Here is an 18,741-nt window from a genome sequence, read left to right on the forward strand (position 1 = left end):
ATTAATTTATATTTAAGTTATACATATCTATTAAATTTTTAACAGAAACCTCAATAGTGTTCATTAAAGGTTCTGGATAAAATCCAAAAAATAAAGTTGGTATTGCTAAAGATATTAAAATTACAATTTCTGATTTATTCAAATCTGTTAGTTTTTTTAATTCTTCATTAATTAATTTTCCAAAAACTACTCTTTTATATAACCAAAGCATGTAAGCAGCTCCTAAGATTACACCTAAGCTTGCTAAAACTGCTACTAAGAAATTATCTTTAAACGCACCCATCAAAATCAAAAATTCTCCGATGAATCCACTTGTGCCTGGTAAACCTAAAGCAGCTAGAGTGAAAATCATAAATAATACTGCATATTTAGGAACTATAGTTACAATACCTCCATAAGTGCTTATTAATCTTGAGTGCATTCTGTCATAAACAACACCCACACATAAAAAGAGTGCAGCAGAAACTAATCCATGACTTATCATTTGAATGATACTTCCTTCAATTCCTTGCTGTTGTATTGTGAATATTCCTAAAGTTACAAAACCCATATGAGCGACTGAGGAATATGCTATAAGTTTTTTCATATCTTCTTGCATTAGTGCAATTAATGATGTGAATATGATTGCTATAACACTTAGAGTATAGATTAATGGTGTAAATGTTTCTGAAGCTTCAGGAAATAAACCTAGAGAAAATCTAATAAAGCCATATCCAGCCATTTTCAAAAGAATAGCTGCTAGTAAAACAGAGCCAGCGGTTGGAGCTTCAACATGAGCATCTGGAAGCCATGTGTGAACTGGCCACATTGGAGTTTTAACAGCAAATGAACTGAAAAATGCTAACCATAATAAGTTTTGATATTTGGTATCTATTCCTAGTTCATACAGTTTAACTACATCTGTTGTTCCATTTATCCAATAAATTGAAATTATTGCAACTAACATCAAGACAGAGCCTAAAAGTGTGTACAAGAAAAACTTAAATGCTGAATACACTCTTCTCGGCCCACCCCATATTCCAATGATTAAAAACATAGGAATTAATCCTGCCTCAAAGAATAGATAAAAAATAACTAAATCTAATGCGCAAAATACACCTATCATAAAACTTTCCATGATGAGAATTGCTATAAGAAAATCTCTAAGTCTATTTTTGACTGTATTATTTACTGAAAGAATACAAAGTGGAGTGATAAAAGTTGTTAAAACAATGAATAATATTGAAATTCCATCAATACCTACTTTATAATTAATAAAACCTTTAATCCATTGTCTATCTTCTACAAATTGAAAATCAGATGTTGTTGGATCAAATTGATACCATAGATAAATTGAAATTAAAAAATTAACTATTGATGTAAATAAAGCTACATATTTTATTGTTTGATTGCTGCTCGGTTTATCTTTTGAAAAAAATAAAAATAGTGAACCAATTGTTGGTAATAAAATTAATGATGAAAGGATAGGAAAATTCATTTTTTATTTTACAATCAATAAAGTTAATAAAGCAGAAAAACCTAATAACATTACAAATGCATACTGATATATAAATCCACTTTGAAATTTATTGGCTTTTTGTGAAAATCTTTTAATTAATGAAGAAATGCCATCAGGACCAAAGCCATCAATTATTTTAACATCACAGAATTTCCAAAGAAAAGATCCTATTTTTTTTGAAGATTTGATAAACAGAAGTTCATATAATTCATCAAAATACCATTTGTTCTTTAAAAATTTATATAATGGCTGATTAACTCTTACTATACCATCAACTATCTCTTTATTCTTAACAAATAAATAATACGAGATAGGTATTGATAAAGTTACTAAAATTGGTGTTAATAATAAAAACCATGTTGGTGGATGTTCTGAACTTAAAGGTTCTAAAAAAAATACAGAATTTTTCCAAAAACTATCAATACCATTACCAACAAATAAATCTTTAAATAATATACCTGCAAAAATTGCCCCTAGAGATAAAAGAACTAAAGGTATCAACATCACTAAAGGAGACTCGTGTGTCTCTGAAATTTTCATTTTCTTATTATTGTATTCACCATGAAAGGTCTTAAAAATTAATCTCCATGAATAAATTGCAGTTAAAAACGCAGTAAAAATTCCTATACCTGCAGCATAATATCCAACAGTATTATCCCTCAGATAAGCAAATTCAATGATCGCATCTTTTGAATAAAAACCAGATAAGAAAGGAAAACCCGTTAACGCAAGAGTACCAATGATCATCATTGCATAAGTGTAAGGCAAGTGTTTCCATACACCACCCATTTCATTTATGTCTTGTTCATTTTTAAATGCATGAATTACTGAGCCAGATCCTAAAAATAATAATGCTTTAAAAAAAGCATGAGTAAATAAATGAAACATTGCAATATTATAAGCTCCAACACCAGTTGCAAAAAACATATATCCAAGTTGGCTACAAGTTGAATAAGCAATAATTTTTTTTATATCAGTTTGAACAATAGCCACTGATGCTGCAAAAAGAGCTGTTGTCATTCCTACTATGGTAATCAAATTTAATGCTAATTCAGAATATTCATAAATAGGTGAGCATCTTACTACTAAAAAAACTCCTGCAGTAACCATGGTTGCAGCATGAATTAATGCTGACACGGGTGTTGGCCCTTCCATTGCATCTGGTAACCAAGTATGTAATAATATTTGTGCAGACTTACCCATCGCACCAATAAATAAAAGTAAACAAATTAAATCGATTGCATTGATATCAAATCCAAGGAAGTTTAAATTTTTTTCTGTAATTGTGGGGATTTGTTCAAAAACTTCTGAATAATTAACAGTTCCAAATAGATAGAAAACTAAAAATATTCCTAAAGCAAATCCAAAATCACCTACTCTATTTACAACAAACGCTTTAATTGCTGCAGCGTTTGCTGACTCTTTTTTGAACCAAAAACCAATTAAAAAATAAGAGCATAATCCAACCCCTTCCCAACCAAAAAATAATTGAATAAAGTTATCTGAAGTTACAAGCATCAACATAGCAAATGTAAATAAAGATAAGTAAGCCATAAATCTTGGTTTATGTGGATCATGAGACATGTATCCAATTGAGTAAATATGAACCAAGGCTGATACTGAAGTTACAACAACTAGCATTACTGCAGAAAGTGGGTCTATATTCATTGACCAATTAACATTTAAATCCCCAGAGTTAATCCATGTAGCAATTACAATATTTTCTTGGAAACCATCAACGATTACTTGATAAAACACATAAATAGAGAACAATGCTGAAATTGATACCAATAAACTTGTTACAATTTCTGAATTTCTATCGCCTATAAATCTTCCAAAAAATCCTGAAATAATTGATGCAATTAAAGGAAGAAATATTATTGCTAATTCCATTTTATTATCCTTTTAATTTATCAATTTCTTCAACTCTAATTGTTCCAGAGTTTCTATAGTAAACAACAATAATCGCTAAACCAATTGCAGCCTCTGCAGCAGCAACTGTTAAAATAAAAAGTGTAAAGACTTGACCAGCAATATCATTTAAAAAAATTGAAAAAGACACTAAATTTATATTTACTGCTAAAAGAATTAGCTCAATACTCATTAGTATTACGATAATGTTTTTTCTGTTTAGAAAAATTCCAATTACACCAATTGAAAAAATTACAGCTCCAAGAGTTAAATAATGTCCTAGACCTATCTCAGCCATCTATTTTAACTCCTTTGTTAGATTCTACTTCAACAACATCAACACCTTCAGATCTTTCTCTTGATATTTGTTTAAAATAACTTTGTTTTTTTACACCTGATCTTTGTCTAAATGTAAGAACAATGGCCCCGACCATTGCAACAAGCAGTATCATTCCACTTAATTGAAATATGTGAATATAATCTGTATACAAAACTGCTCCTAATGAATGAGTGTTACTTACATCTTGAGAAACTGAAATATTGCTTATTTCTAATAGGTCAGGTTTATATTTCCATCCACCAATAACTATAATTAATTCAAAAAATATAACTGTGCTTATAATTAAACCGATAGGTATATGACCTGAGTTTTCTTGAGAGGCAAACCATTGATTTTTCTGTTGTGCAACATTAAGCATCATCACAACAAACAAAAATAGTACAGCTACAGCTCCTACGTAAACAATAAGCATTATCATGCCTAAAAATTCAGCACCAATCATAATAAATAGACAAGAAATACTAATAAAATCTAAAATTAAAAAAAAAACTGAGTGAACTGTATTTTTAGACACAGTCACCATTATTGCTGAAACAACTGCAATTATTGAAAATATATAAAAAAATATCGTGTGAGCTAACATTTTATCTGTATGGATTATCTGCTTTAATATTTGCGGCTAAAACATTCTCCCATCTGTCTCCATTTTCTAAAAGTTTTTCTTTAGTGTAATAGAGTTCCTCTCTAGTTTCTGTTGAAAATTCAAAATTTGGACCCTGAACAATAGCATCAACAGGACATGCTTCTTCACATAAACCACAGTAAATACATTTCATCATATCAATGTCATACCTTGTAGTTTTTCTACTTCCATCTTCTCTTTGAGCAGATTCAATTGTAATTGCTTGTGCAGGACATGCTGCTTCACATAATTTGCAAGCAATACATCTTTCTTCTCCGTTGGGATATCTTCTTAAAGCATGCTCACCTCTAAATCTTGGACTAATTTTTCCTTTTTCAAATGGATAGTTAATAGTTTTTTTGGAAGAAAATAATTCTTTAATAGCAATTAGTAATCCAGATATAAAATCAATCATGAATATCGTTTTAAAAAATCTAGATAACTTCATAATTAGTTTGTTGGTAAAAGGTTAAAATAAAATAAAAAACTAGCTGTTAATACAACATATATTAAGGACAGTGGTAAAAATATTTTCCATCCTAATCTCATTAATTGATCATATCTATATCTGGGAACTATTGCTTTTACCAAAGCAAACAACACAAACAACAATAGAATTTTCAATATTAACCAAATTGCACCTGGAACTAAATTAAATGGGTAAATTTCAATAGGAGAAAGCCAACCACCTAAAAATAAAATTGAACCTAATGCACACATTAACAATATGTTTGCGTACTCACCCAACCAAAACATTGCATACATCATTCCTGAATACTCTGTTTGATAACCAGCAACTAATTCTGCCTCAGCCTCAGGTAAATCAAATGGAGGTCTATTGGTTTCTGCAAGTGCTGATATAAAAAATATCACAAACATTGGAAATAATGGAACAACAAACCACATATTTTTTTGCGCAATAACAATATCATTCAAATTTAATGATCCAACACAAAGCAATACATTTATAATAATTACTCCGATAGAAACCTCATAAGAAACCATTTGAGCCGCAGATCTAATCGAACCTAAAAAAGGATATTTTGAATTTGAAGCCCAGCCACCCATAATTATTCCATAAACACCTAATGAAGAAACTGCAAATATATAAAGAATACCAACATTGATATCTGCTAAGACTTGGCTTTCGCTAAAAGGGATAACTGCCCAAGCAATTAAAGCCAATGTCATGGTTACAATTGGAGCCAAAATAAAGATAACTTTATTTGAGCTAGCAGGAATTATAATTTCTTTAAAAATATATTTAAGCGCATCAGCTAAAGATTGAAGTAAGCCAAACGGTCCTACAACATTTGGTCCTCTTCGCTTTTGAACAAAGGCCCATACTCTCCTATCAAGCCAAACAATCATTGCAACTGAAACTAATACTGGAACTAATAAAAATAGAATTTTATAAACTTCGTTAAATAAAACATTAAAATATTCCATTTATTATCCTTCAGTCCCTGTTTTTTTAATTTCTATTTTAGAATTATTACATTCAACCATAGTCTTTGATGATCTAGCAATTACATTTGAGAAGTAATAATCTTTTACTTTTATATTAATTGTTTCATCAACAAAATTGCTTACTGAAATTTCAGAAGTTTTATTTTTTTCCTTTTTAAGTTTTAAATAGTTAAGCATACTGCTTTCTAATTCATCTTTATCATTAAAAAGTTTACGATTGTTCATATGCTCAGCTAAATTATTTATAATTTCCCAATCTTCTTTTGACTGATTGGGTGGATATGAGGCTTTATATGCTTTTTGTAATCTACCTTCTAAATTTGTAAAATAACCTGATTGTTCTGTGTAAGCTGAACCTGGTAAAATTACATCTGCAATCTCCGCACCTTTATCTCCATGACTTCCAATATAAATAACAAACTCGTTTGTTTTATTAAAACTTAAATTATCTTGGCCAACAAGAAATACAATTTCATACTTATTATTTTTTAAATTATCTAAAATATTATTTTTAAAATTACCTTGTTCTAAATTAATTAAATCTAGATCAAGATTACCAACAGTGGAAGCATCACAAGTTAAAATATTAAATGAATTCCAATTATCATTAATCTTTTTATTGTCTAACAAAAATTTTTGTAATGAAGTTACTATATATTCAGAAGACTTAGATTTTAATAACGACTCTCCAATTATAACTAATGGATTTTGTGCATCTTTAATTAATTTTGAAACATCATGATTGTCCTCAACAATTTTTTTTATTGTTGAAGTTTTTCCATCTAATTGCATGTAAGGGTAAGTCAAATCCCCTACTTCATTTAAAGATATAATCTTAGTATTATTATTTAAAAATGCTTTTCTAATTCTTGCATTAACTATTGTAGCTTCAAATCTTGGATTTGCTCCAACTAAAAATATTAAATCTGACTCCTCTATTCCATTAATTGTCGAGTTAAATAAATAGTTTTTTCTATCAGAATTGTTGATGTATTTGTCCTCTGATCTAGTTTCGTAAGCTTTTGTTTCTAAAACTCTGTCAAAGAATTCTTTAAATATAAATGATGTTTCCATGTTTGTTAGATCACCTACAAAACCACAAACATTTTCTTTTGAAGTATTTTTGAGTTTATTGACAACTATTTCATTTACCTCATTCCAATTACTCTCCTCAAATTTTCCATTTCTTTTTACATATGGTTTGTCTAATCTTTGGTTTAATAAACCATCACAAGCATATCTTGTTTTGTCTGAAATCCATTCTTCGTTAATATCTTCATTAATTATCGGTAAAACTCTTTTGACTTCCCATCCATAAGTATCTACCCTAATATTACTTCCTACAGCATCCATAACATCTATAGTTTCAGTTTTTTTAAGTTCCCAAGGTCTTGCTTCGAATACATATGGTTTGGAAGTAAGTGCTCCAACAGGACATAAATCTACAACATTGGCTGAAAGTTCTGATTGCATTGATTGCTCAAGATATGTTGTAATTTGCATATCTTCTCCTCTTCCTATTGCTCCTATTTCTGGAACACCAGCAATTTCAGTTGCAAATCTTACACATCTTGTGCAATGAATACATCTTGTCATTTGAGTTTTAATTAGAGGACCCATATTTTTATCTGGTACTGATCTTTTATTTTCCTTAAATCTAGATTTATCAACACCGTAAAACATTGATTGATCTTGAAGATCGCATTCACCACCTTGATCACATACTGGACAGTCTAAAGGATGATTAACTAACAAAAACTCCATTACTCCTTTTCTTGCTTTTTCAACTTTAGGAGTATTAGTTTTTATATTCATTCCTTCTGCTGCAGGCATTGCACATGAAGCAATAGGTTTAGGAGATTTTTCCATTTCTACTAAACACATTCTACAATTTCCAGCTATAGAAAGTTTTTCGTGATAACAAAATCTTGGAATTTCAACGCCTGCTTTTTCACAGGCTTGAAGAACCGTCAAACCCTCTTCTACTTCAACTTCAATATCATTGACTTTTAATTTAGGCATTTTTTTTGTCCAATAAATGTTGATCCACTAAATAAGGAATATTTCGGTTTTTTTCTACAACGGGATTAAACTTGTTTCGTTTTTCAACTTCTTTTTTAAAATGTCTTAACAAACCTTGAACTGGCCACGAAGAACCTTCACCAAAAGCACAAATTGTATGTCCTTCAATTTGTTTTGTTACATCCATTAACATATCAACTTCTTCTCTAGAAGCTTCCCCTTTGGCCATTCTTTCAAGCATCCTCCACATCCATCCAGATCCTTCTCTACAAGGAGTACACTGACCACAGCTTTCATGTTTATAAAATCTTGCAATTCTCGCCATACATTTGATTATGTCCTGATCATTATTAATAACGACAATACCTGCTGTACCTAATCCACTTTTTTCAGCCATTAGTGAATCAAAATCCATTGTTATTGTGTCACAAATATTTTTTGGCAATAAAGGCATTGATGAACCTCCAGGAATTACAGCTTGTAAATTATCCCACCCACCAATAACACCACCTGCATGAGTTTCTATTAACTCTTTTAATGAAATACCCATTTCTTCTTCAACGTTACATGGATTATTTACATTTCCTGATATACAAAAAATTTTTGTACCAGTATTTTTAGGTTTTCCAATATTAGCAAACCATTTACCGCCTCTTCTTAAAATAGTTGGCACTACTGATATAGTTTCCACATTATTGATAATTGTTGGGCATCCATACAATCCAATTAAAGCTGGGAATGGTGGTTTCAATCTTGGTTGACCTTTTTTACCTTCTAAACTTTCTAGTAAGGCTGTTTCCTCTCCACAGATATAAGCGCCCGCGCCATAATGAATATAAATATCAAAATCCCATCCTGTTCCACTTGCATTTTTTCCAATAACTTTATTTTCATAAGCTTCATCAATTGCTTTTTGTAATTTTTGTCCTTCATTGTAATATTCACCTCTTATGTAGACATAACAAGCATGAGCATTAACTGCAAAAGATGCAATTAAACAACCTTCAATTAATTTATGAGGTTCGAATCTTAATATATCTCTATCTTTACAAGTCCCTGGTTCAGACTCATCAGCATTAATCACTAAATAATGTGGTCTTGAACCAACTTCTTTTGGTGCAAAAGACCATTTTAACCCAGTAGGAAATCCAGCCCCACCTCTTCCTCTTAGTTCTGAAGATTTAATTTCTTCTATTATCCATTCTCTACCTTTAGCACAAATTTCTTTAGTATTTGACCAATCACCTCTTTTTAAAGCTGATTGAAAATCAGTCCCATTATCATTATACAAATTTTTAAATATTCTATCTTCGTCTTTAAGCATTTTTTACATCCAATAAAGTTTTTCTGTTATTTTCAGGTTCAGAGTTTAATCTTCCTCTAAAAGATCCATGTTTAGGTGTTTTGCCAGCTATTACGTCATCTAAAATTTTTAAAGCTTTTTCTTTATCTAAATCTTCATAATAATTTTCATTTATTTGCATCATCGGAGCATTAATGCAGGCTCCCAAACATTCCACTTCCATCCATGAGCAATTTTTTTCTTTAACAAATTCATTTTCATTTTCTGATATTTTTTCTTTACACGCTTCTACAATTTTATAAGCACCCCTAATCATACAAGGTGTTGTAGTACATACTTGAACAAAATGTTTACCAACAGGAGAAAGATTATACATAGTGTAAAAAGTTGCTACCTCATAAACTTTTACATAAGGCATATCTAAAAGCTTACCAATGTATTTCATTGCTGATAGAGGTATCCAATTATCATGTTGTTTTTGAGCAATATATAATAATGCCATAACAGCACTCTGTTGTTTTCCATTTGGATATTTAGCAATTATTTTATTTGCTTCAGCCAGACTATCATTTGTAAATTCAAATTTTTCTGGCTGTTCTTTTGATATCCTTCTTAATGTCATCTATCTACCTCTCCAAACACAATATCAAGTGAACCAAGAATAGCAGGGACATCAGCCAACATATGACCTCTAATTAAATAATCCATTGATTGAAGATGAGAAAAACCTGGTGCCCTGATTTTGCATTTATATGGTTTGTTTGATCCATCAGAAATTAAATAAACACCAAATTCACCTTTTGGAGCTTCAACAGCGGTATAAATTTCATCTTTTGGAACACGATAACCTTCGGTGAATAATTTAAAATGATGGATCAAAGCTTCCATCGATTGTTTCAAATCTTTTTTTGATGGAGGGCTAATTTTTCCATCTAGAGATTTTATGGGGCCCTTTTCCATTTTTGCTAAACACTGTTTTATGATTGATATACTCTCTTTCATTTCTTCAATTCTGCATAAATATCTATCGTAGCAATCACCATTTTTACCTACTGGTATTTTAAATTCTAATTGGTCATAGCAATCATAAGGTTGAGATTTTCTTAAATCCCATGGAATACCAGAACCTCTTATCATAACTCCAGTAAATGAATGATCTAAAGCATCTTCTTTTGTAACAGTACCTATATCCACATTTCTTTGTTTAAAAATCCTATTATCAGTTAATAAATTTTCAAGATCGTTAATTACTTTTGGAAAAGTTTCACAAAATTTTGCAATATCATCTTCTAATCCCATTGGTAAATCTTGGTGAACTCCACCAGCTCTAAAATAGTTTGCATGCAATCTTGAACCTGATGCTCTTTCATAAAAAGTCATTAATGTTTCTCTTTCTTCAAATCCCCATAATGAAGGTGTTAATGCTCCAACATCTAAAGCTTGAGTAGTAACATTTAAAATGTGACTTAATATTCTGCCGATTTCACAAAAGATAACCCTTATAAACTGAGCTCTGATAGGAACTTCTATGTCTAAAATTTTTTCAATTGCTAATGCAAAAGCATGTTCTTGATTCATTGGAGCAACGTAATCAAGACGATCAAAATATGGAACTGCCTGCATATAAGTTTTGTTTTCAATTAATTTCTCAGTACCTCTGTGTAATAACCCAATATGTGGATCAGCTTTTTCCACAACTTCACCGTCTAATTCTAAAATCAATCTTAATACGCCATGTGCAGCTGGGTGTTGTGGACCAAAATTTAAATTTAAATTCTTAATTTTTTTTGTCATTTTTTTCAGCTATTTCTTTAATATATTTTGTTCCCTCCCAAGGACTTTCATAATCAAAATTTCTAAAATTTTGTTCTAATTTAACTGGTTCTGTAACTACTTTTTTTTCATCCTCGCTATATCTTACCTCTGTGTGACCAGTTAATGGGAAATCTTTTCTTAAAGGATGACCTTCAAAACCATAATCTGTTAGTATTCTTCTTAGATCTGGATGATCTTTAAAATCAACACCATACATATCAAAAACCTCTCTCTCCATCCAATTAGCTGATGGAAAAACTGAAGTTAAAGAAGGAATAACTTCATTATCATTTATTAGATAACTTAAAACTATTCTTTGATTAAATTCATGACTTAAGAATAAATAAACAACTTTAAATCTTTTAGAGCTTTCGGGATAATCAACAACAGTTATATCAATTAGTTGTCTGAATTTTGTATCTTTATTTGTTTTAAGAAATAAAACTACGTCTAAAAGATCTTCTTTATCAATTTCAATATAAACTTGATTATGTTTAATGTGAGTTGAACTAATTTTTGTAGTTAATTCTGAATTGATTTTTTTTTCTAAGTCTATTGTATTAATCATTATCTAGTTAATGAACCTTTGTTTCTAATCTTTTTTTGTAATTGCATCACACCGTACAATAAAGCTTCAGCTGATGGAGGGCATCCAGGCACATATACATCTACAGGAACAATTCTATCACATCCTCTTACAACAGAATAAGAGTAATGATAATAACCACCACCATTTGCACAGCTTCCCATTGATATAACATAACGAGGTTCAGGCATTTGATCGTAAACTTTTCTTAAAGCTGGTGCCATTTTGTTTGTAAGAGTACCAGCTACTATCATAACATCTGATTGTCTTGGTGAACCTCTTGGAGCTGCTCCAAACCTTTCAAGATCATATCTAGGCATTGCGGTTTGCATCATTTCAACAGCACAACATGCAAGACCAAATGTCATCCAATGAAGTGATCCTGATCTAGACCAATTTATTAGATTGTCTAAGGAAGTTGTAATAAATCCATTTTTACCAAAATCTTCAGCTAATTGCTTAAATTCCTCTGGTACTTGATCTAGTTTATTATTCATATTCTATTCCCAATCTAAAGCGCCTTTTTTCCATTCATAAATGAAACCAATTGTTAGAATAAATAAAAAAATCATCATTGAAGTAAATCCTAAAATACCAATGCTTCCAAGAGAAACAGCCCAAGGAAATAAAAAAGCAATCTCTAAATCAAATATAATAAAAAGTATTGCCACTAGATAAAATCTTACATCAAACTCCATTCTAGAATCTTCAAACGGCTCAAATCCACATTCATATGCAGATAATTTTTCAGGATCTGGATTTTTTGGCGAGAGTACAAAATTGACCAAAACAAAAGCACAGCTCAATCCAAGTGCAATAATTAAAAATAATATTATTGGTAAATAATCTTTTAAAAATTCGGATAACATTGAAATCTATATATCATTTTTTTTTAGTTGATGAAGTGTAGATAGGTCACATTATTGGTAATAGAGAATAACAATTTGATGTTGTTTTGTATGCTTTTATTGGAATAAAGTGGCGGGAGTGAAGGGACTCGAACCCTCGACCTATCGCGTGACAGGCGATCGCTCTAACCAACTGAGCTACACCCCCACTTATGGAGTTTTTGGTGGGCAGTAAAGGACTCGAACCTTTGACCCCCTCGGTGTAAACGAGATGCTCTACCAACTGAGCTAACCGCCCAAAAACCAGCTACTATTACATCAAGGATTAGAAAATGTAAATTAATTATTATTGAATACTTGCTTGTGATTTATCATCTTTTTTAGATAAATCTACTTCTACCCACTCTGTTTTTTTCAATTCTTTTGTAAGTGCTATTTTCAATACTTCATCAGCATATTCAACAGGTGTTATTTTGATTTCATCAATTATTTTTTTTGGAATATCAACTAAATCCTTTTCATTTTCTTTTGGAATTAAAACTTGTTTGATACCGGCTCTGTGAGCTGCAAGTAATTTTTCTTTTAATCCTCCAATTGCTAATACTTGTCCTGTTAAAGTTACCTCACCAGTCATTGCTATGTCTCTTCTTACAGGAATATTTGTAATTGAAGAAACAATTGAAGTTACCATTCCAATACCTGCTGAAGGGCCATCTTTTGGTGTTGCTCCCTCTGGAACATGGATGTGAAAATCTTTCTTTTCAAATAAAGGAGGTATTATCCCATATTGCAAACACTTAGATCTAACAAATGATTTTGCAGCTTTCACTGATTCTTGCATTACGTCACCAAGCTTTCCTGTAATTTGCATTCTGCCTTTACCTGGCATTGTGACTGTTTCAATTTTTAAGATTTCTCCACCATATTCTGTCCAAGCAAGACCAGTAACAATACCAACTTTGTCTTTAGACTCTAGTTCTCCAAATTTATATTTTGCAACTCCAAGAAAGTCAGATAAATTTTTAGTATTGATTGCAACTTCCTTTTCTTCACCTGCAACTACTTTTTTTACAACTTTTCTAGCTAGCTTAGATATTTCTCTTTCTAAGTTTCTAACTCCAGATTCTTTTGTGTAACTTCTAATTACTTCTTTGATTAAATCATCCTCTAATTTCATCTCATTTTCTTTGACACCATTATCTTTAATCTGTTTTGGTAATAGGTATTTGTTTGCAATATTTATTTTTTCATCTTCTGTGTATCCTGCTAATCTGATTACTTCCATTCTGTCTAACAATGGTGGAAGTATATTTAGAGTATTAGCTGTGGTTACAAACATCACATCTGATAGATCATAATCTACTTCTAAATAATGATCATTAAAAGTAACATTCTGTTCAGGATCTAATGCTTCTAGTAAAGCAGATGAAGGGTCTCCTCTATAATCGTTTCCAATTTTATCAATCTCATCTAATAAAATTAATGGATTTTTAGTTCCAGCTTTTTTCATCATTTGAATAATCTTGCCTGGCAATGAACCAATATAAGTTCTTCTATGACCTCTTATCTCTGCTTCATCTCTCATACCACCAACTGATATTCTTACAAATTCTCTATTTGTGGCTTTTGCAATAGATTTTCCTAAAGAAGTTTTACCAACTCCTGGTGGGCCAACTAAACATAAAATTGGACCTTTAATTTTTTCCATTCTCTTTTGAACTGCAAGAAATTCGATAATTCTCTCTTTAATTTTTTCCAAGCCATAATGATCTTTGTCTAAAATATTTAAAGCTTTAGCTAGATCAATTTCTACCTCACTTTTCTTGTGCCAAGGAAGTTCTGTCATCCAGTCTAAATAATTTCTTACAACTGTTGCCTCAGCTGACATTGGGCTCATATTTTTTAATTTTTTCAATTCTTGAAGACATTTTTTTTCAACGTCTTTAGGCATTTTTGCTTTTAAGATAGCTTTGTTTAAGCTTGTGCTTTCATCTTTACCATCTTCAATTTCGCCTAATTCTTTCTGTATGGCTTTAAGTTGCTCATTTAAATAATATTCTCTTTGAGTTTTTTCCATTTGAGTTTTAACTCTTCCTCTAATTCTTTTTTCAACTCCAATGATTGAAGTTTCATTTTCCATAATTTTAATAATGGCATTAAGTCTTTTCTTAATATCTACAGTTTCAAAAATCTGCTGTTTCTCAGATATTGTTGCTGTTAAATGAGAGGCAATATTGTCAGCAATCTGTGAAGGGTCTTTTAATTGTTTTATTGTATTTATTGTTTCATTTGAAATTTTCTTATTTATAGATGTAAGTTTCTCTAATCTTCTTACAGCCGTAACTGCAAGTGGGTACAAGTCCTCATTTTTTTCATTTACATCATTAAAGTGTGAATAATCGCAAGTTATAAATTTTTCGTTATCCTTAAAATCTAGAATCTTTACTCTTTTAATTCCCTCAACTAAAACTTTTACCGTGCCATCAGGAAGTTTGAGTAATTGAAGGATATTACCTTCACAACCATACATAAAAACATCGGTTTTTTTTGGATCATCAATTTCTGAATTTTTTTGTGTTACTAAAATTATCTTTTTTTCTTTTTTCATTACTTCATTAAGAGCTGAAATAGATTTATCTCGTCCAACAAATAATGGAATAACCATACTTGGAAAGACAACTATGTCTCTTAAAGGTAATAACGGTAATGAATGCTTAACTTCCATACCATGAATATGGATATTATATTAAAATTTGCAATAGGTTTTTGTTAGTTATTAAGATTAAGCAGCTGAAGTTTTTCCTGATTTTGACTTGGAATCTCCTTTTGCATGAACAATTATAGGCTGTGACTGTCCTTTTGCAGCACCGGCATCAACAATTACTTCTTCTACATTATCCATACTTGGTAAGTCGTACATAGTCTTTAAAAGAATGTTTTCTAAAATTGAACGCAATCCTCTTGCTCCAGTTTTTTTTCTAATTGCTTTAAGAGCAATTTCTTTTAATGCATTATCTTTAAATACAAGTTTAGCACCATCTAATTTAAATAATTCTTGATATTGTTTTGTAAGAGAATTTTTTGGCTCTTGTAGAATTTTAATCAATGATTTTTCATCCAAATCTTCTAAAGTTGCAATCATAGGTAGTCTTCCTATAAATTCTGGAATTAAACCATATTTTAATAAATCTTCAGGTTCTAAAGTTTTCATCCATTCACCAGTTTTTTTATCTTGAGTATTTTTTACATCTGCACCAAATCCAATAGAGGTACCTTTGTCTCTTTGAGAAATAATCTTATCCAAACCAGCAAATGCTCCACCACAAATAAATAATATATTTGTTGTGTCTACTTGAAGAAACTCTTGTTGAGGATGTTTTCTACCACCTTGAGGAGGAACACTCGCTACAGTTCCTTCCATAATTTTTAATAAAGCTTGCTGAACACCTTCACCAGATACATCTCTTGTAATTGATGGGTTTTCCGATTTTCTACTTATCTTATCTACCTCATCAATATATACAATTCCTCTCTGAGCTTTTTCAACATTGTAATCTGCAGCTTGTAAAAGTTTTAAAATTATATTTTCAACATCTTCACCAACGTAACCTGCTTCAGTTAAAGTTGTTGCATCTGCCATTGTAAAAGGCACATCTAAAATTCTTGCAAGAGTTTGAGCTAATAAAGTTTTACCACATCCAGTAGGACCAACTAAAAGGATATTAGATTTTGATAATTCAACATTTTTACTTGTCTTAGTTTCATAATTTAATCTTTTATAGTGATTATGAACAGCAACTGATAAAACTTTTTTTGCGTGAGCTTGTCCAATTACATAATCATCCAATACAGTACAAATTTCTTTTGGCGAAGGTAATCCATCTTGATGTTTTACAAATGTGTCTTTACTTTCTTCTTTGATTATATCCATGCATAACTCAACACATTCATCACAAATAAAAACAGTTGGACCTGCAATTAACTTTCTTACTTCGTGTTGACTCTTCCCGCAGAAAGAACAGTAAAGAATATTTTTGTTGTTAGTGTTCATATTAAATTTTGAAACGAATCAATATTAATATCTTATTATAGAAGACTCTCTTAGATCAAGTTCTATTAATAATTGTGTCAATATATTGTGTATTATGATCTTTTTTCAACAACTTCGTCTATTAAACCAAATTGTTTAGCGACTTCTGCGGTCATAAAATTATCTCGCTCCAAAGCGCTTTTGATTTCATCAACAGTTTTACCAGTATGTTTTGAATAAATTTCATTCAACCTTTTTTTTAAAGAAAGTACTTCATTTGCATGTATTTCTATGTCGGTTGCTTGACCTTGAAAACCTGCTGAAGGTTGGTGAACCATTACTCTTGAATTAGGAAGTGAAAATCTTTTTCCTTTACTTCCTGCTGCCAGAAGAAACGACCCCATAGAAGCTGCTTGACCGATACATAAAGTAGAAATTTCTGGTTTTATATATTGCATGGTATCATAGATACCCAAACCAGCAGTGACCAAACCACCTGGGCTATTTATATAAAGATAAATTTCTTTTTTTGGATCTTCAGCCTCCAAAAATAATAATTGAGCTGTTACTAACGATGCAACATTATCATTAATTTGACCTGTCAAAAAAATAATTCTTTCTTTAAGTAATCTTGAATATATATCGTAGGCTCTTTCACCTTTGCTAGACTGTTCCACTACCATTGGAACTAATGTATTCATATGTTCTGATAATTTTGTTGTCATAAATTGATTCTCTCTATTTATACAACTTGTGCTTACTTTTTGCTAACTTTTTTTGTTTTTGGCTTTGCTTTAGTAGTTTTTGGTGAAGCTTTTTTAGCTGGAGCCTTTTTAGCTGGAGCTTTTTTATCAGATGATGTTTTAGTTTTTTCTTCTTTTGCAGCACTTGTTGCTTCAACCTTCTGACTTTCTTTTAATATTTTTTCAGCTTCTTCTTTACTAACTTCTTTTTTATTTGCTTTAGCTTTTTCTTTAATCAAAGAAATAATTTTTTCCTCATAAACAGTTCCTCTTAAGCTTGAAATTGCTGATGGGTTTTTTTGATAAAAATCCATTACCATTTTTTCTTGACCTGGCATCATTCTAACTTGTTTTTGAACTTCAGCTTGCAACTCTTGTTCAGTAACTTTCACCTGATTTTGCTCACCAAACTCATTTAAGATTAAACCAACTTTAATTCTCTTTTTTGCGATATCTTCAAAATTCTTTCTACTTTTTTTGGCATCTTCTTCAGACATTCCTTGTGATAAAATTTTAACCTCTTCCTCAATTAAATTTTCAGGAATTTCATCAACTTTGAATTTTTCAATTTCTTTTAAAATTTGATTTTTAGATAATCTTTCTAATGAATTTTTGTACTCATCATTAATTTGTTTTGTAATTAATGTTTTCAAATCTTTTAAGTCTTTAGCTCCTAAATTTTTTGCAAATTCATCATTGATTTCTACTGGCTCAGGTTTTTTAACTGCAGTAATTTTGCATACGAATTTAGCTGTTTTATTAATTAAATCTTTTTCTGGGAAATTTTCAGGCAAAACAGCTTCAACTGTTTTTTCATCATCCTTCTTAACTCCAGTTAACTGTTTATCAAACCCTTTTAAAAATAAATCTTTACCAAGAGTTAATTGTGTATTTTTACCTTCACTTCCTTTGAATTCTTTTCCATCAACTGTTGCATTGTAATCAAACACAACAAGATCACCATCTTTTGACTTAACTTCTTTTTCTACGTCTTTAAAATTTGGTTGATTTTTTGCAATCTCTTGAATTCTTTTATCAGTTTCCTTTTCATCAATTTTGACAGTGTATTCATCAAATTTAATAGTTTCTATATTTTTAACTTCAACCTTTGGTAGCTCTGTTACGGATATAATATACTCTAATTCTTTATCTTCACCGTAAGTTTTCAAATCTAATTTTGGTTGACCAGCAGGCTTAATTTTATTTTCTTCTAGAGCTTTTGTGGATGTGTCTTTTAAAACTTTGTCTAGAACTTCACCAAATATAGCCTTACCAAATTGTCTTTTTAAAATTTCTTTGGGAACTTTACCTGGTCTAAAACCTTTTAAATTTACTGTACCCTTTATTTCCTCATACTTTTCATCCATGTATCCATCCATTGTCTTTTTATCGACGAATACTTTTATGTCTTTGTTTAAGCCTTTTTTATTTTCTACAGTAACTTTCATAATTTTTTTTGGTAGGGCGAAAAGGACTCGAACCTTCACATGTTGCCATATTGGTTCCTAAGACCAACGCGTCTACCAATTCCGCCATCGCCCCACAAATTTATG

17 protein-coding genes and 3 tRNA genes are annotated in these 18,741 nt (G+C 30.6%); all 20 read right to left on the reverse strand.

What is annotated here, in order from left to right:
* Position 1 precedes the first annotated feature (1 nt).
* The 20 genes from ACTT9U_RS05245 to ACTT9U_RS05340 all read right to left on the reverse strand — a co-directional run bounded on the left by ACTT9U_RS05245 (position 2) and on the right by ACTT9U_RS05340 (position 18,730).
* The gene (locus ACTT9U_RS05245) at positions 2-1,477 is read right to left on the reverse strand and encodes an NADH-quinone oxidoreductase subunit M (RefSeq protein ID WP_440932122.1); all 1,476 of its coding nucleotides are present in this window, start codon (positions 1,475-1,477) and stop codon (positions 2-4) included.
* Between the two features lie 3 nt (positions 1,478-1,480).
* Complete coding sequence (gene nuoL, locus ACTT9U_RS05250; protein ID WP_440932123.1) at positions 1,481-3,391, reverse strand: NADH-quinone oxidoreductase subunit L; 1,911 nt, start codon at positions 3,389-3,391, stop codon at positions 1,481-1,483.
* Between the two features lie 4 nt (positions 3,392-3,395).
* The gene (nuoK, locus tag ACTT9U_RS05255; RefSeq protein WP_014953148.1) at positions 3,396-3,707 is read right to left on the reverse strand and encodes an NADH-quinone oxidoreductase subunit NuoK; all 312 of its coding nucleotides are present in this window, start codon (positions 3,705-3,707) and stop codon (positions 3,396-3,398) included.
* On the reverse strand, positions 3,700-4,332 hold the full coding sequence (locus tag ACTT9U_RS05260; protein ID WP_014953147.1) for an NADH-quinone oxidoreductase subunit J: 633 nt from the start codon (positions 4,330-4,332) through the stop codon (positions 3,700-3,702). Before ACTT9U_RS05260 ends, nuoK begins: the two co-directional genes overlap by 8 nt.
* Position 4,333: 1 nt before the next feature.
* A complete protein-coding gene (nuoI, locus tag ACTT9U_RS05265; RefSeq protein WP_440932124.1) occupies positions 4,334-4,819 on the reverse strand; it encodes an NADH-quinone oxidoreductase subunit NuoI in 486 nt (161 codons plus the stop codon).
* A gap of 2 nt (positions 4,820-4,821) precedes the next feature.
* A complete protein-coding gene (gene nuoH, locus ACTT9U_RS05270) occupies positions 4,822-5,820 on the reverse strand; it encodes an NADH-quinone oxidoreductase subunit NuoH (RefSeq protein WP_440932125.1) in 999 nt (332 codons plus the stop codon).
* A 3-nt stretch (positions 5,821-5,823) separates the two neighbouring features.
* The gene (nuoG, locus tag ACTT9U_RS05275; RefSeq protein ID WP_440932126.1) at positions 5,824-7,863 is read right to left on the reverse strand and encodes an NADH-quinone oxidoreductase subunit NuoG; all 2,040 of its coding nucleotides are present in this window, start codon (positions 7,861-7,863) and stop codon (positions 5,824-5,826) included.
* Positions 7,856-9,187, reverse strand: coding sequence for an NADH-quinone oxidoreductase subunit NuoF (gene nuoF / locus ACTT9U_RS05280; RefSeq protein ID WP_440932127.1), 1,332 nt, complete (start codon positions 9,185-9,187; stop codon positions 7,856-7,858). The genes nuoG and nuoF overlap by 8 nt, the downstream gene beginning before the upstream one ends.
* Positions 9,180-9,788: an NADH-quinone oxidoreductase subunit NuoE gene (gene nuoE, locus ACTT9U_RS05285; protein WP_440932128.1), complete on the reverse strand. Its 609-nt coding sequence runs from the start codon at positions 9,786-9,788 to the stop codon at positions 9,180-9,182. The genes nuoF and nuoE overlap by 8 nt, the downstream gene beginning before the upstream one ends.
* Complete coding sequence (locus tag ACTT9U_RS05290; RefSeq protein ID WP_440932129.1) at positions 9,785-10,960, reverse strand: NADH-quinone oxidoreductase subunit D; 1,176 nt, start codon at positions 10,958-10,960, stop codon at positions 9,785-9,787. The genes nuoE and ACTT9U_RS05290 overlap by 4 nt, the downstream gene beginning before the upstream one ends.
* Positions 10,944-11,549 carry an NADH-quinone oxidoreductase subunit C gene (locus tag ACTT9U_RS05295; RefSeq protein WP_440932130.1) on the reverse strand — a complete coding sequence of 202 codons (606 nt, stop codon included), beginning with the start codon at positions 11,547-11,549 and terminating at the stop codon, positions 10,944-10,946. Before ACTT9U_RS05295 ends, ACTT9U_RS05290 begins: the two co-directional genes overlap by 17 nt.
* Positions 11,549-12,064, reverse strand: coding sequence for a NuoB/complex I 20 kDa subunit family protein (locus tag ACTT9U_RS05300; protein ID WP_440932131.1), 516 nt, complete (start codon positions 12,062-12,064; stop codon positions 11,549-11,551). The genes ACTT9U_RS05295 and ACTT9U_RS05300 overlap by 1 nt, the downstream gene beginning before the upstream one ends.
* A 3-nt stretch (positions 12,065-12,067) precedes the next feature.
* Positions 12,068-12,436: an NADH-quinone oxidoreductase subunit A gene (locus tag ACTT9U_RS05305; protein WP_014953138.1), complete on the reverse strand. Its 369-nt coding sequence runs from the start codon at positions 12,434-12,436 to the stop codon at positions 12,068-12,070.
* Between the two features lie 110 nt (positions 12,437-12,546).
* Positions 12,547-12,623: transfer RNA gene (locus ACTT9U_RS05310), tRNA-Asp, on the reverse strand.
* Between the two features lie 14 nt (positions 12,624-12,637).
* Positions 12,638-12,713: transfer RNA gene (locus ACTT9U_RS05315), tRNA-Val, on the reverse strand.
* Positions 12,714-12,761: 48 nt separating this feature from the next.
* Complete coding sequence (lon, locus tag ACTT9U_RS05320; RefSeq protein ID WP_440932132.1) at positions 12,762-15,140, reverse strand: endopeptidase La; 2,379 nt, start codon at positions 15,138-15,140, stop codon at positions 12,762-12,764.
* Between the two features lie 57 nt (positions 15,141-15,197).
* Entirely contained in the window at positions 15,198-16,466 is a 1,269-nt protein-coding gene (gene clpX, locus ACTT9U_RS05325; protein ID WP_440932133.1) for an ATP-dependent Clp protease ATP-binding subunit ClpX, read from the reverse strand.
* Positions 16,467-16,558: 92 nt separating this feature from the next.
* Positions 16,559-17,170, reverse strand: a complete 612-nt coding sequence (clpP, locus tag ACTT9U_RS05330) for an ATP-dependent Clp endopeptidase proteolytic subunit ClpP (protein WP_440932134.1) — start codon at positions 17,168-17,170, stop codon at positions 16,559-16,561.
* A gap of 32 nt (positions 17,171-17,202) precedes the next feature.
* A complete protein-coding gene (gene tig / locus ACTT9U_RS05335; RefSeq protein ID WP_440932135.1) occupies positions 17,203-18,636 on the reverse strand; it encodes a trigger factor in 1,434 nt (477 codons plus the stop codon).
* Positions 18,637-18,645: 9 nt separating this feature from the next.
* Positions 18,646-18,730, reverse strand: a tRNA-Leu gene (locus ACTT9U_RS05340).
* Positions 18,731-18,741 lie beyond the last annotated feature (11 nt).

It is taken from the genome of Candidatus Pelagibacter sp. (assembly GCF_052049975.1).
Taxonomy (GTDB): Bacteria; Pseudomonadota; Alphaproteobacteria; order Pelagibacterales; family Pelagibacteraceae; genus Pelagibacter.